The sequence below is a fragment of the Nocardioidaceae bacterium SCSIO 66511 genome, assembly GCA_023100825.1.
GTDB lineage: Bacteria > Actinomycetota > Actinomycetes > Propionibacteriales > Nocardioidaceae > Solicola.
On the sequence record CP095846.1, the window covers coordinates 1,297,894 to 1,311,262 of the forward strand.

The 13,369-nt window shown below is 65.7% G+C and carries 17 protein-coding genes; 12 read left to right on the plus strand and 5 right to left on the minus strand.

Going from position 1 to position 13,369, the window contains the following annotated elements:
• Positions 1–84 precede the first annotated feature (84 nt).
• Entirely contained in the window at positions 85–1,020 is a 936-nt protein-coding gene (locus MU582_06000; protein UPK76191.1) for a winged helix-turn-helix transcriptional regulator, read from the plus strand.
• 12 nt (positions 1,021–1,032) lie between these two features.
• Here the strand turns inward: MU582_06000 and MU582_06005 are convergent, their stop codons facing one another.
• Entirely contained in the window at positions 1,033–1,536 is a 504-nt protein-coding gene (locus MU582_06005) for a hypothetical protein (protein ID UPK76192.1), read from the minus strand.
• Between the two features lie 44 nt (positions 1,537–1,580).
• Positions 1,581–2,108, minus strand: a complete 528-nt coding sequence (locus MU582_06010; protein ID UPK76193.1) for a hypothetical protein — start codon at positions 2,106–2,108, stop codon at positions 1,581–1,583.
• A 220-nt stretch (positions 2,109–2,328) separates the two neighbouring features.
• Here MU582_06010 and MU582_06015 point away from each other — a divergent pair, with 220 nt between their 5' ends.
• The 3 genes from MU582_06015 to MU582_06025 all read left to right on the plus strand — a co-directional run bounded on the left by MU582_06015 (position 2,329) and on the right by MU582_06025 (position 5,002).
• Positions 2,329–2,670: an Lsr2 family protein gene (locus MU582_06015; protein ID UPK76194.1), complete on the plus strand. Its 342-nt coding sequence runs from the start codon at positions 2,329–2,331 to the stop codon at positions 2,668–2,670.
• 234 nt (positions 2,671–2,904) lie between these two features.
• Positions 2,905–4,311: an HNH endonuclease gene (locus tag MU582_06020; protein ID UPK76195.1), complete on the plus strand. Its 1,407-nt coding sequence runs from the start codon at positions 2,905–2,907 to the stop codon at positions 4,309–4,311.
• Between the two features lie 97 nt (positions 4,312–4,408).
• Positions 4,409–5,002, plus strand: coding sequence for a hypothetical protein (locus MU582_06025; protein ID UPK76196.1), 594 nt, complete (start codon positions 4,409–4,411; stop codon positions 5,000–5,002).
• 41 nt (positions 5,003–5,043) lie between these two features.
• Here the strand turns inward: MU582_06025 and MU582_06030 are convergent, their stop codons facing one another.
• Positions 5,044–5,298, minus strand: coding sequence for a hypothetical protein (locus MU582_06030; GenBank protein ID UPK76197.1), 255 nt, complete (start codon positions 5,296–5,298; stop codon positions 5,044–5,046).
• Positions 5,299–5,582: 284 nt separating this feature from the next.
• On the opposite strand from MU582_06030, the gene tadA reads away from it, so the two are divergent.
• The 8 genes from tadA (at position 5,583) to MU582_06070 (ending at position 10,690) form a co-directional block, all read left to right on the plus strand.
• Complete coding sequence (gene tadA / locus MU582_06035) at positions 5,583–6,821, plus strand: Flp pilus assembly complex ATPase component TadA (GenBank protein ID UPK76198.1); 1,239 nt, start codon at positions 5,583–5,585, stop codon at positions 6,819–6,821.
• A 1-nt stretch (position 6,822) separates the two neighbouring features.
• Positions 6,823–7,677, plus strand: a complete 855-nt coding sequence (locus tag MU582_06040; protein UPK76199.1) for a type II secretion system F family protein — start codon at positions 6,823–6,825, stop codon at positions 7,675–7,677.
• Positions 7,674–8,615, plus strand: a complete 942-nt coding sequence (locus MU582_06045) for a type II secretion system F family protein (GenBank protein ID UPK76200.1) — start codon at positions 7,674–7,676, stop codon at positions 8,613–8,615. Before MU582_06040 ends, MU582_06045 begins: the two co-directional genes overlap by 4 nt.
• 78 nt (positions 8,616–8,693) lie before the next feature.
• Entirely contained in the window at positions 8,694–8,885 is a 192-nt protein-coding gene (locus MU582_06050) for a hypothetical protein (GenBank protein ID UPK76201.1), read from the plus strand.
• A 56-nt stretch (positions 8,886–8,941) separates the two neighbouring features.
• A complete protein-coding gene (locus MU582_06055) occupies positions 8,942–9,280 on the plus strand; it encodes a pilus assembly protein (GenBank protein UPK76202.1) in 339 nt (112 codons plus the stop codon).
• Positions 9,277–9,711: a hypothetical protein gene (locus tag MU582_06060; GenBank protein ID UPK76203.1), complete on the plus strand. Its 435-nt coding sequence runs from the start codon at positions 9,277–9,279 to the stop codon at positions 9,709–9,711. The genes MU582_06055 and MU582_06060 overlap by 4 nt, the downstream gene beginning before the upstream one ends.
• On the plus strand, positions 9,708–10,136 hold the full coding sequence (locus MU582_06065) for a pilus assembly protein TadG-related protein (protein ID UPK76204.1): 429 nt from the start codon (positions 9,708–9,710) through the stop codon (positions 10,134–10,136). Before MU582_06060 ends, MU582_06065 begins: the two co-directional genes overlap by 4 nt.
• A gap of 80 nt (positions 10,137–10,216) precedes the next feature.
• Positions 10,217–10,690 (plus strand): hypothetical protein, encoded by a 474-nt coding sequence (locus MU582_06070; protein UPK76205.1) that lies wholly within the window; start codon positions 10,217–10,219, stop codon positions 10,688–10,690.
• 39 nt (positions 10,691–10,729) lie between these two features.
• Here MU582_06070 and MU582_06075 read toward each other — a convergent pair whose 3' ends face one another.
• Both MU582_06075 and MU582_06080 read right to left on the minus strand, forming a co-directional pair.
• Positions 10,730–11,977 (minus strand): hypothetical protein, encoded by a 1,248-nt coding sequence (locus MU582_06075; GenBank protein ID UPK76206.1) that lies wholly within the window; start codon positions 11,975–11,977, stop codon positions 10,730–10,732.
• The gene (locus MU582_06080; GenBank protein ID UPK76207.1) at positions 11,978–13,174 is read right to left on the minus strand and encodes a hypothetical protein; all 1,197 of its coding nucleotides are present in this window, start codon (positions 13,172–13,174) and stop codon (positions 11,978–11,980) included.
• Positions 13,175–13,369: the final 195 nt, after the last annotated feature.

Below are 13,369 nucleotides of genomic sequence, written 5' to 3' on the forward strand. Positions count from 1 at the left end.
GGTGGGATCCGCAATCCGCTATCGGCTAGCGTGGCCGGTGCCAGACATGTCGTGAATCGGCCGGGGGTCGCGGTGCTCGAACACGTGGGTGTCTCGTCTGAGGATGAGTCGACGTATCGGGCGCTGCTGCGCCATCCGCAGTGCACGGTGCGGGATCTGGCTGAGCGCATCGGACGCTCGTCGGATCTCGTCCGCCGCTCGGCCGGACGGCTGGAGGAACTGGGGCTGCTGAGTCGTACGCCCGACCATCCCGCGCGGCTCGTCCCCACGCGGCCGGACGTGGCCGTCGAGGTGCTGATCGCGGCGCGTCGGGCAGACCTGGACCGCACGCAGGCGGCCGCACGTGAGCTGCTCGACGAGATGACCGTGCCCGACGAGTACCGGCCGGAGTCGCTGCTCGAGGTGCTGACCGGCCAGGACGCGATCGCGGCCCGCTTCGCGCAACTGGTGCAGGCGACCGAGCGAGAGCTCCTCGTGCTTGACCGCCCGCCGTACGCGAGCGGGGCGGGGGAGAGCCAGCCGCGCGTACTCGGACTGCTCGGCGACGGCGTGACCGTACGCGGCATCTACGCGCCGGACTCGCTGCAGGTCCCCGGCGCCGTCGACGACGCGTACGACGCAGCGCAAGCGGGAGAGCAGTCGCGGGTCCACCCGGCTGTGCCGATGAAGCTCGCGGTGGCCGACCGGTCGGTCGCACTACTGCCGTTGGCGGTCGACCGGATGGTCGACAGCGCACTGGTCGTACGCCGAAGCGCATTGTTGGACGCCCTCGTTCAGATGTTCTTCCTGCTCTGGGATCAAGGCGTTCCGGTGACGACAGAGCCGGATGCGTCCGACCTCGATCGACGACTGCTGACGATGCTCGCTGCAGGTATGAAGGACGACTCGATCGCCCGGCAGCTCGACATCAGCAGCCGTACGGTGGGTCGACGGGTGGCGGAGCTGATGGAGCGGATCGGCGCGCGTACCCGCTTTGAGGCGGGCGTACATGCGCAGCGTCGGGGCCTACTGGACGGCTAGCGTCCAGCAGGTCTACCTGCCGACGCGCTTGGCCTTGATCCGGCCCGACTTGTTGTCTCGCCCGGTCCAGCAGTCGGCGAACTCGAGCCGGATGTGTCCTCGTACGTGCTTGGGGCGTCGTAGGTTGAGCTTCAGGCGCCCCTTCAGCTTGTACGACTCGCCGTCGACCTTGAACTTCCGCTTCCAGCGGCGGTCTACTTTCCCTTTGCGGTTGATCTTCGCGTTCGGCGCCTTGAACTTGACGGGTAGCGAGGTGTACGTCGTGCCGCCCAGCCAGCACGTCACCCATACGCGCGACCGGTACTTGGTGACGTAGCGCCCGCTCGGGCCGACCTTGAACCGAACCCAAGCCTTGTCACTCGGCTGCTCGCCCTTGTCGTGCACGGCGCCCCGGTACGTGCCGGAGCGTGCCCGACTTGTGTCAGCATCGGCCTCTGCCGTTGTCGTTGCCGTCGCACATAGTGCGGTTGCCGATGCAGTTGCGATACAAAGCGCGGTCGTACGCGTCATCCTCATGCGCGAAACCGTAGCCGGGCTGCGGTGCGTCTGTACTCGAATTCTCAAACCCGCGAACGACGTTGTTCGCTGAAGATCTGCCATGCATGGATCAATGCCACCGCTGCTGTCAAGAGCACGAGGGCGATACCGGCCTGCCCTCCGTAGCCGATATCCGGCTTGACGTCGGGCATCGCCGGCTTCGCTATGACCATGATCGCCAGCAGCACGCCCAGGACCGCCATCGTTATCAGCATGGCGATGTTCTCGGTGACAGGGACGAACGCCGTACGGCCCAGCATCCAGGCAAGCCCGAGCATCATCAGCAAGCCGAACATCGATGCCCCGCTGTTGTCCTGCGAGAGGAGCTCCCAGACGGAGCCGTACGACCAGGACATACCCGACTCTTCGTCGGCGACGTCGTCGTACAGAGGCAGGAATGACGCAACCACGATGGCGACGCCGAGGGCGGGGTACAGACGCGAGTACCCCGCGTACGCCTCCGCTGTGCGCCGATGCCCCTCGAGTCGCTCCACGCGGGTACGCAGCCGTTCGATCTCTCTACGGTCGGTGCTCTGCTCGTCCTTTGCCATCGGTCACATCCTCGCTTTCGTGTTACGGCCGACTTGCTCGGCGCAGACATCTGGGAGACGGCCCGGCGGCCCGTGGGGTTCGCAGTTCGGACGGGTTTCGCGGTACGACGAAGCGTCACCCGCCAGGAACCTAAGCGGTTCTGCCAACCGGCCGGCGTATCCCTTGGCAAGCGGTTCGGATAACGTACACGCACACGACGGGGAGTGACGAGGAGCGAACGTGGCAAGGAAGACCGTAGTCCGGATCATCGACGACCTCGACGGCACCGAGCTCGAGGAGGGCGAGGGCGAGTCCGTACGGTTCGCACTCGACGGTGCCGAGTACGAACTCGATCTCTCCGAAAGCAACGCCGCGGATCTTCGTGCGGTCATCGCTCCGTACATTGACGCCGGCAGGCGTACCGGCGGGCGTCGCCGCACTGGGGGACACACTCGCCAGGTCACCACTGACGTCGACACCAGAGCAGTTCGGGCCTGGGCCCGGGCCAACGACATCGCTGTGTCGAGCCGCGGCCGCATCCCCCAGGACGTGATCGAGCAGTACCGCAACGCCGGCAACTGACCCGTTCGACGACGGTTGTGCGTCAACGTCATCCGACCGTCCCTCCAAGCTGAGTGCTTTCTGGCATAAACGATGGAAGCATTCGCTGTCGCAGTGCTGTCACGCCGCTGTCAGCTCGGATCCGCCTGCCTCGCGTGACCGTCCGAAAAGATTCTTCAAGAATCTTCGTTTTCCCTTGTGGATAAGGGCTTCTGGCACCCGGTCTTGTCGGTGGCGGGTGGCATGATGTGGGTTATGAGGACGGCGAACCTGATCGACGATGTCGAGACCACCGACGGTCTCGATATCGCTGCGGCCGCTCGTGCTCAGATCGCCCGCACCGAGGCCGCACAGTTCGATGCGGTCATGGCGTATCTGCGTCAGATCGCGTCCGAACCGCTTGCGCAGGCGGGTGGGGTGAATGAGTGGACCCGCTACGGAGGATCCGGAACGCCGGCGGTGTCGGAGTACGCGGTCGCCGAAGTCGGACCCGCCCTCGGCCTCTCCGTGAACGGAGCACGGTCGCTGATCGCCGACGCACTCGATATGGCGTACCGGCTGCCGCGGCTGTACGCCTGTTTGCACGAGGGAAGTGTGGATGGGTGGCGGATTCGGAAAGTCGCCCGTGCGACGCGGGAGTTCACCATCGCCCAAGCCTCCGATGCCGACCGGCGGTTGTCGGCTGCGAATGTGGACGGGACTCCGCTGATTGGGCGGATCACCATGCCGCGGCTGCAGCTGGTGCTCGATCAGATCCGGTTCGTCGACGACCCCGACGGTGCGGAGAAGAAGCGCCGTGAGGCACGGCGTCGTCGGGGTGTGACGATCTGGTTCGAAGACGGCGTCGCCTACCTCTCTGGCACGCTGTCGGTCGACGACGGACAACGTCTCGACCAGCGGTTGGATCAGTTGGTGGAGTCGATGCGGTTCCTCGGCGACCAACGTCCCGACCACATCCTCCGGTCAGTGGCGATGGGCATGGTCCACGAACCCGACAGCCTCGACGACCTCTACAACCTCGTCGCCGACAAAACCGACGACGCTGACGTGGACGTACCCGCCGAACCCGAGCCCGCGCCCGGGCCCGAGCCCGAATCCGAGGGCGAGTCTGAGCCGAAGCGTTCAGATGGCAGGCGTCGTCATGGGCGTGGGTTGCGGGAGACGGTGCTCTACCTTCATTACGACCGGTGCTGGGGCACCTGGTCACTCGACGACGTCGGCGCCATCACGAGGTCGGAGGCCGAGCAGATCCTCGGCAAATCGTCGCGGGTCGTGGTGAAGCCGGTCATCGATCTGGAGACCACGATCTCGACCACCGGGTATGTCGCACCGCCACGGTTGCGGGAACAGACCGCGCTGATGAATGCCCTGACGTGCACGTTCCCGTACTGCAGCCGTCCGGCGAAGCTGGGCGATTACGACCACATCCATAACTACGCCGACGGTGGCCCGACCGACTCACGAAACGGACACAGATTGTGTCGGTTCCATCACCGGGCCAAGACATTCACCGCCTGGACCGTGTCATCTCCGGCGCCCGGAATCTGGCTATGGCTCTCACCAGCCGGACGGTCCTACCTCGTCACCGCCGGCACCACCACCAAACTCCCCGGCAGAACAGACACAACCGTTCCAGAGAAGCGAAAACCCAGCGCCGCCTGACACCCCGCCACCCGAGCACCACCGTGGCGGGGCACAGGCAGGTGCGGAGTCGTAGATTTGCCGTACAAGGGCGACGGATGCGGCGCACACTGGATGAATGAAGGTTTGCCTGGTGATGGTCGCCGCGTTCGGTCTGTCTGCCTCACTCGGCATCGGCCCGGCGCATTCGGCAGACCATCGATCATCGGCTTCGACGTCGCATGAGGCACGCCGTGGGTGCGTCACCATCAAGGAGTTCCGTGCGATCAAGGACGACATGACGATCCGTCACGTACGTCGAAAGTTCGATACGTCGGGTCGCCAGATCTTCGCGCCGCGCAACCCCGGACTGGAGCGGTATTCCACCCGCCAGTATCGGACCTGTTCGCGTCCCAAGCGCGGTGCCCTGACAGTGGACTTCTACAACGGGCGGGTGATGGACAAGCACGTGCTCTGGACGCGGTCTCGTCGCGACACTCCAAAGTGCGTATCCAACAAGGAGTTCCGTCGCGTCAAGCGGGGCATGAAGCCGCGCAGGGTGCATCGCATTTTCGACACGGCTGGCGGCTACCTGGACGGCTTCGCCGGTGGGTATGCCCGCGGCTACGACAGATGCAGGGGCAGGCATGTCGTGGTGACCTACGTGTCCAGCCCACCGCGCTTCATTCCGAGGGTGTACGACAAGCGGAAGACTTTCGTGCCGCACAGGTAGACGGTCGGTAGGCCGAGGTACGGACTCGGCGCAAGGGTGCCCTATAGGTCCTCGCTGCCGGTCCATTCGAGGCGTTCGAGTTCGGCGTTGATCAGCGCATCGTGTACTCGGTCAGTCACGACGCATTGCCACCTTGGGTCTCCGCCGACGCAGGAGAGGTCGGAGCCGTCCCAGTCGTTCCACAACTCGGCTACCCGGTCGCTCTGGAACACGCGGCGGAAGTCGCCACAGTGACCGGTCACGACGAGAATCTCGTAGCCGGGCAGTGCTTCGCCGTTCCTGTAGTGGATCTCCACCGGCCGTTGCTGAGTTGCGCGAGTGGGGCATTCAGTATCTCGTGCCCTCAGCTCGGCTCCGGACCTGGCATTTCATCGACGAACTTCCACGCACCAGCGTCGGGAAAGTCCGACGCTTTTTCGTCTGCCCTTGATCGTCACGCGCGACCGTCGTTCTCCGGCTCCGGCTATTCCGTGGGTCACCCGCGCCCGGGGTCTGTGTTGTCCACAGGATGCTGGTCGGGGTCTAGCCAGATCGGCTCGGGTACGGCACTATCCCGTGTCACGACTTCGAGGAGATGATCGTGGCGCCCGCGATTGACACCGTGGATCTTGCCGAGCAGGTACGCGACCGAGTTCGTGAGCGGGGCATAGACCCCGTCCGTGAGCTGCATACGGTGCGACGGATCGCGGAGCAGGTAGCCGCCGAGCATGATCGGCGCAGTCTCACCGGGAGCGTAGCGCCGGTGGAGGACCTCACCGCGTTGGTGGGGGAGATGGTTTCGCGGGTGTCCGGGTTCGGCGTCCTGCAGCGCTATCTCGATGATCCCACCGTTGAAGAGGTGTGGATCAATGAGCCGAGCCGGGTGTTCGTCGCACGGCACGGCAAGTCTGAGCTGACAACCACGATCCTGACCGCCGAAGACGTACGTGATCTGGTCGAGCGAATGCTCAAGTCGAGCGGCCGACGACTCGACGTCAGTCAGCCGTTCGTCGACGCGATGCTGCCGGGCGGCCACCGGCTGCACGTCGTACGCGACGGCATCGCACGAGGCTACGACGCCGTCAACATAAGGAAGTTCATCGCTCGGGCCTACTCCCTGGACGATCTCGTCGGCTTGGGATCGATGAGCGTGCCGGTCGCATCGTTTCTCGATGCGAGCGTACGCGCGGGGCTGAACATCATCGTCTCCGGCGGCACCCAGGCGGGTAAGACGACGATGCTCAACTGTCTTGCCGCGTCGATCCCGGGGTCGCAACGGGTGGTGTCGTGCGAAGAAGTATTTGAATTGCGTTTTGGGCACCCTGACACGGTTGCCATGCAGACGCGGCAGTCCGGGCTCGAGGGCACCGGTGAGATTCCCCTTCGTACATTGGTGAAAGAAGCACTCCGAATGCGCCCGTCGCGGATCATCGTCGGCGAAGTTCGCTCGGCAGAGTGCCTAGACCTCCTACTCGCGCTCAACGCAGGTCTGCCCGGGATGGCCAGCCTGCATGCGAACTCCGCACGCCAAGCTCTCGTGAAGCTGTGTACGCTCCCGCTGCTGGCCGCGGAGAACATCGGCGCGCGGTTCGTCGTTCCCACCGTCGCTGCGTCGGTCGATCTCGTCGTACACCTTGCGATCGACGAGCACGGTCAGCGGCGCGTCGACGAGATCGTCGCGGTCACCGGACGGGTCGAGAACGACCTGATCGAAACCGAAGCCGTGTTCGCAACGCAGGACGGGCAGCTGCGACGGATGTCGGGCATACCGACGAGGCCCGAGCGGTACGCACATGCGGGCATCGATCTCGGCCGGATCCTCGCAACGGCGGAGCTCTGAGGTGGGCGTACTCGTCGGGTTGTTGCTGGGGATCGGGCTGCTGCTGCTCTGGATGGCGGGGTCCGATCCCGAGCCGGCCAAGCCGCGACCGGAACGCGCGCTCGCAATCCGACAGTTGTTGCGCACTGCCGGAGTCGAGGGAGTGACCCCGGTCGGCGTCACGTTGCTGTGCCTCGCGTGTGGTGCCTTGTCCGGCCTTGTGATCCTGGCGGTCTCCAAGACCTGGTCGGTCGCTGTGGTCTTTGCGCTCATGGCGGCGTACCTGCCGATCGCGGTGCTCCGGGCGCGCAGCACGCGTCGCCACCGCGAGCGGCGTGAGGTGTGGCCGGAGGTGGTCGACAACCTGGCGTCGGCGGTACGCGCGGGGTTGTCATTGCCGGAGGCATTGACCGATCTCGGCGAGCGCGGCCCTGAGCCGTTGCGGGATCCGTTCGGAAAGTTTGCGCTCGACTACCAAGCCAGCGGCCGGTTCAACGACTCGCTCGACCTGTTGAAGAGCCGGCTTGCCGACCCCATCGGAGATCGGGTGGTCGAGGGTCTGCGCATCGCGCGAGACGTCGGCGGCGGCGACCTCGGGGCGATGCTTCGTACGCTCTCGTCCTTCCTACGTGATGACCTGCGTACGCGAGGTGAGCTCGAGTCGCGCCAGGCTTGGACCGTCAACGGCGCGCGTCTCGCCGTCGCCGCACCGTGGGCGATCCTGTTGATGATGTCGTTCCAGCACGACGTCGTGTCCCGATTCGCCACCGGCGCCGGTCTTCTCGTGCTCGGCGTGGGCGCCGGCACGTGCCTCGTCGCATACAGGCTGATGATCCGGCTCGGCCGACTACCGGACGAACGCCGGACGCTCGCATGAGTATCACTGGAGTCGGCGCCGTACTCGGTCTCACGACCGCCGTCGGCATATGGATCGTGGTGGCGTACGTGCTGTCACGTCGACGTCCCGCGTTGGCCGATCGTGTTGACCCGTACCTGCGCGATCTCCCCGAGACTCCGCGGATGGCGTCGGAGCCCGAGCCGTCGACGTGGCCGACCTCGGTCGGCTGGGCGGTTTTCGGGCCGTCCATCCGCGGCGCCGCCGCCGGCGTTGAGCGCGTCCTCGGCGGTGGAGCCTCCATTCGCAGACAGCTCGGCAGAGTGGGCTCGACGCTCACACTCGAGCAGTTTCGAGTACAGCAGGTGCTCTGGGGTGTCGGCGCGTTCGCAGCGACCGCGGGCGTCGGTGTCCTGTGGTCGCTGAGGTCTGCCAGCTCGCCCCTGGCGATGTTGGTGCTGTGCGTGATTGCATTCGCGGTCGGCGTCGTTGCTCGTGACCAAATGCTCGGCCGGTCGGTGCGGCGACGTGAACGCCGCATGGTCGAGGAGTTTCCGACGGTGACGGACCTGCTTGCCCTATCGGTAGCCGCAGGTGAGGGCCCGGTCGCCGCACTCGAGCGCTGCGTCGCCGTCAGTCACGGTGCTCTCGCCGACGAGCTGCGCCGGGTGCTCGCCGAGATACACACCGGTACGCGAATCTCCCGTGCACTCGATGATCTGAGCGCACGTACCGGTGTGCCGAGCGTCGCTCGATTCGCCGAAGCGCTCGCGGTTGCGATCGATCGGGGCACTCCGCTCGTCGATGTACTCCATGCCCAGGCGGCAGACGTACGCGAGGCGAGCAGACATGCATTGATCGAGGACGGCGCTCGGCGTGAGGTCGCCATGATGGTGCCTGTTGTGTTTCTGATTCTGCCCGTGACAGTCCTTTTCGCGTTCTTCCCGGGACTCGTCGTCTTCCATCTCACGGCACCATGACGCTGCGTGCGCGAGAGGTTGTCCACAGGGTCGTTGTCTCGAGTGGCGCAGATCACAATGTGCTGGCAGTCTTCGGCCATGCATTTCGTCTACAGACAGTGGATCCGGCTCACGACAAGGCATCCGCGCGACGACCGCGGCGATGTTCCCGGCTGGGTGATGATCACGCTGATGACCGCGGCGCTCGTCGCGGCAATTCTCGCGGTCGCCCGACCAGGCCTGCAAGACATGCTGCGATCGGCACTCGACCGAGTGTCCGGATCGGCTTGACTGTCCAAGCCCCTTCTGCGCAACGAGATCGAGGGTCGGCAGTAGTCGACTTCTGCATGGTGATGGTGATCCTCGTACCGTTGGTTCTCGGCATCCTGCAGGTCGGACTCGTACTCCACGTTCGTAACACCCTCACCTCCGCGGCATCCGAGGCTGCGCGGCAGGCGGCGACCGTCGACGGGTCGCCCGACGCGGCCGAGTTGCGTGCACAGAACCTGATCGCAGGCACGGTCGGCGCCGAGTACGCGACGGCGATCGAGGCTGTGCCGTCCGGTGTCGACGGCTATCCGGGAGTCGAGGTGCGCATCGAAGCCGCAGTTCCTGCGCTGGGACTCTTCGGTCCGAACGTGCACCTCTCCGTCGAGGGGCACGCGGTCGCGGAGCAACCGTCGTGAGGAGCGACCGGGGCACTGCGCTGATCGAGTTCATCTGGCTCGGGCTGCTGTTGCTGATTCCCCTTGTCTACATAGTTCTCTCGGCATCCGATGTGCAGCGCGCGGCGTACGGAGCGAGCACGGCGAGCAGGGCCGCCGGTCGTGCCTTCGTACTCGCTCCGGACTCGACCGCTGCGTACGACCGCGCGAACCGCGCAGCGCGTACGGCCCTGGCCGACCAAGGCATCGGTGCGACCGGAGTGGATGTCGATGTCAGCTGTCAGCCCAGTGCAGCAAGCTGCCTGACGCCTGGGAGCAGTGTGACGGTCATCGTGACCGTACGCCAACGCCTGCCGTTCGCACCCGATGTGCTCGGCCGGGGAGCGCCCGCTATCACTGTCGATGCTCGGCACAGTGAGCCGTACGGCACGTTTCGAGAGGACCGATCGTGACGGTGCGTACTGACGACGGTCAGGTGTCGGTGATGATCATCGGGTTCTTCATCCTGGTGACGTTGCTGATCGCAGTGGTCGTCGACACCTCGGCTGCGTACCTTCGGCGCACGGCGATGAACAACGTCGCCGACGGTGCGGCACTCGCGGCCGCCGACGCCGTGCAAGGCGAGCAGGTGTACGCCTCGGGCCTCGGCGACGAGGCACCGATCGACGCAGCGGTCGCCAAGTCGTACGTCGCGGGTTACCTCGCCGACTCCGGGACGCTGGCCGACTACCCGGGTATCCGCTGGCGAGTCGAACAGGACGGCGACCGGATCACGGTGCGAGTCGCTGCTCCGCTCGCGCTTCCGTTACGGGTCGCAGGCTGGGGCGACGACGTGACGGTGTCAGGTGAAGCATCCGTGCTCGTACGAGTATCCTGACGTACAGCGACGCTGGTCAGACTCGGTCGGGCACGCAGCGGACGCACACTCCTCCAGATTTGCGATTGAAAGGCCCGCGCATGTCGGATTCGGACGCCGAGGAAAGCACCAACCCCGAAGTGACCGAATCCCGCGCAGCCATCCCGGGGTTCGGCCCGCGCACGCCCGGCGACAACGCCGGTGACGCCGCGCCACAGCAGCGTTCACTACGCAACGTCTTCCTCGTGCTCGGCGGCGTCGTGACTGTTGTGATCGTCGTGATCATCGTGCTGATCCTGGTCTTCTTCTTCGTCATCGATGGCGCGGTCAAAGACGTCGAGAGCACCCGAAACGAGACCGCCATCACCAGCGAGCAGTACCAGTCGGTGAAGATCGGCGCGCGCGAACGGACCGTACGCGAGGAGCTCGGCGAACCGGCCAAGGAATCGACCGGCGACGGATCGCGGAACACGACCTGCTTGTACTACAACGAGAAGGACGCCGGGCTCGTCGCGGGCGACCGGTTCATGTTCTGCTTCGTCTCTGGCCGTCTGGACCGTAAGTCGCGGGACTGATCTCCCTGCGTACGGCGGTAGTCGTACGCACGTTTCGCATCAGGCAGCTGGTGCCGTCAGCACGATTCCGTTCTGCTTGCGGTCGAGCGCGGGCAGGGTGATCGTCGACCCACCGCAGTGCGGCGCGAACACGAAGGACACCTTGCGACCCTGCGGTGTCCAGACCCGTTGCAGCCCGGACTCCGGCGACCAGCGCATCAGATCGTCGGCGCGTCCGTCCTTTCCGGCTGGGCGTACGTAGTAGGTCGAACCCCCGCACCAGGTGGTCGACCCCGACATTGCGGGCCCCAACTTGACCGCGTCGCCGTCGCCGTCACGTGCGTACGCGGTGCCGACTTCGACGCGGTGTCGGTTCTCGACCTGCAACCACACATCGGAGTCTTCGCCGGGTACGACCTCCCAGCCGACACAACGGTCGGCGGCTTCGACGACGTCGGTCTCGCCGTCGTCGAGGCGCTTGAGGGTCAGACAGGGCTTCGCTTTGCTGTCGAAGCTGGTGTAGCCGAGCGCCGCCGGTGTCAGCCGGAACTGGGTGAAGCCCTCCTTGAGCGGCTTGGCGCACGTGAGTCGTTTGCCGTTGAGTGACTTCAGATCGAGCTGTGCGAGGCAGTACCGGTTGTTCGGGCCAGTCGGGTACGCGAGTCGGCCGTCGTCCATGGAGATCGAACCCGAGGCCGACGGCGGGGGAGCGGAGCCGACCTTGCCGACCATGCGCCGGTTGCCGCTGCGGAGGTCGTATACGGCGAGCTCGCCGCGCTTGGCTCCGCGGGTCATGTCGGCACCCGCGTACACGACGGCCCACGGCCACTGCATCTCCAGGCCCTGTACGCGGCCGCGCGCGGCACGGAACCGCAGCGTACGACCGGGGCCGCTGATGGTGACCTGTTTGCCGAGGGTGTCGGCGACACCGGTCCAGGCACGCGTAGCCGCGGCCTGCCCAGCGTCGTCGAGACGACGCATCGTCCAGTTCAGGCTCACCGACTCTTCGTTCACGCTGTCGTCGGTCGCGTCATCGCCTTCGTCGGTGGTGTCACCGTCGTCGCCGTCGTCACTGCCGTCGGTGGAGTCGTCGCTGTCGCCTTCGTCGCGATCTCCGTCGTCGTCGGTCGCGCCGTCACCCTGGTCGGCGGTGCCGTCGTCCTCGTCGGTGGCACTGGGGCTGGAATCCGTTGTTGTGCTGTGGGTCGAGGCCTCGTCGTCGGGAGAAGCATCATCGTCTCCCGACGACGAGCACGCCGCGACCACACACACTGCGGCGATCGCGGCGATCGTCCTTGCTGCCCGCACCTACACTCCGATGTTCTGTTGCGGATGTGCCTTGTTGGCAAGGTAGCTCATGTACGCGCGGTGGTATTGCAGCCGCGCCACGTACGGCGCGCTGGAGTTGAAGCGGCGCGGGTTCCACGGCTCGAAGAGACCGATCGTGGCGGGGTTCTTACCGCGGTTGTTGTAGCCGCGGCCGACCTGGAAGTGGCCGCCGCCCGAGTAGCCCTTGAGGTAGTCGAAGTACCGAGCGTCGAGCACCGGATGCATCACGATCGGCGCACGGTAACGCGCGTAGTGCCGCTTGTTCAGACTCAGCCACTTCTTGTAGCCGTAGTCGCTGATATCGAGCACGATGTACTTGCCCGCGTACTTCTTCTTGTCGAAGCCCGTGTGCTTGTTCACGTTCGCGACCATGTTGTAGATGCCGGTGCCGCTCGTGGTCGTACCGAGGCGACTCGCCCAGAGCTTCTGCGGACGCGGCTTCTTGCCGCCGTGCCAGCCCCAGGCGATCAACTGCATCGTGGCCGGCCCGCACCAGTACGAACGCTTCTGCTGACGCGTGTGGCGCCAGTTGAGCACGTACTTGCGCTTGGGGTACTCGAGCTTGCGCTGCGAGGCGGCAACGCGTGCCTCCGGATGCCGAGCGAGGTAGCCCTTGGGGTAGGCCTCGCCGTCGATCTCGTTGCGGATCGCGAGCACCTTACCGGTTGCCTGCGCAGCCTGCCGCAGCTCTGCACGCTCGGCAGCGGCCCTGGCTGCCGGCGCCAGTCGTGCGTTGGCGCGCAGGGAGTCGAGTACGTCGGCGTCGCCGGTCTGACGGGCGGGTGCCCGCCGCGCCGACGACTCTCGTTGGACGAGGTCGTTGCGGAGTTCCTTCGGCGTGCGCTCGGTCCAGCCGTACCCGAGGCAGTAACGCTGTGTCTCGAAGGTTGCGCAGCGGATCTGCGCCGACGCGAGGGCACGCGCGTTCGCGGACGGAGCCACGCGCGCGGCCGTACGACCAGCCGCGACGACGCGGTCGATCTCGCGCTGCATGGCGGGAGTGATCTTGGTTGCCGGCACACTCCCTGGGCCGGGCATCGTGCGGGTTTTGGCGGGGGGCCAGGTGTCGGCGGGATCGGACGGGGCCTGCTGGTCAGCGATCGAAGCGGGTGCCGTGAGTACCGATGCGCCTAGCAGGGCGACGGCCGCCGTGCTCACCGAGAAGCGCTTATTCATAAGGCGGTTCCTACATCACATCGAGGGGCTGTGTCCCTTGCACCTTCACCCCACGGAGCGTCACTGTCAACACTTGGATCACATCCGTCACATGAACACCATGCGACACGCCGAGACACGCCGAGAACTTCATCGATGTAATTCAGTTGCGCCGTGCTATCGAGGCGTCGCTGTGAGTCACGTGCTTCGGCTCTG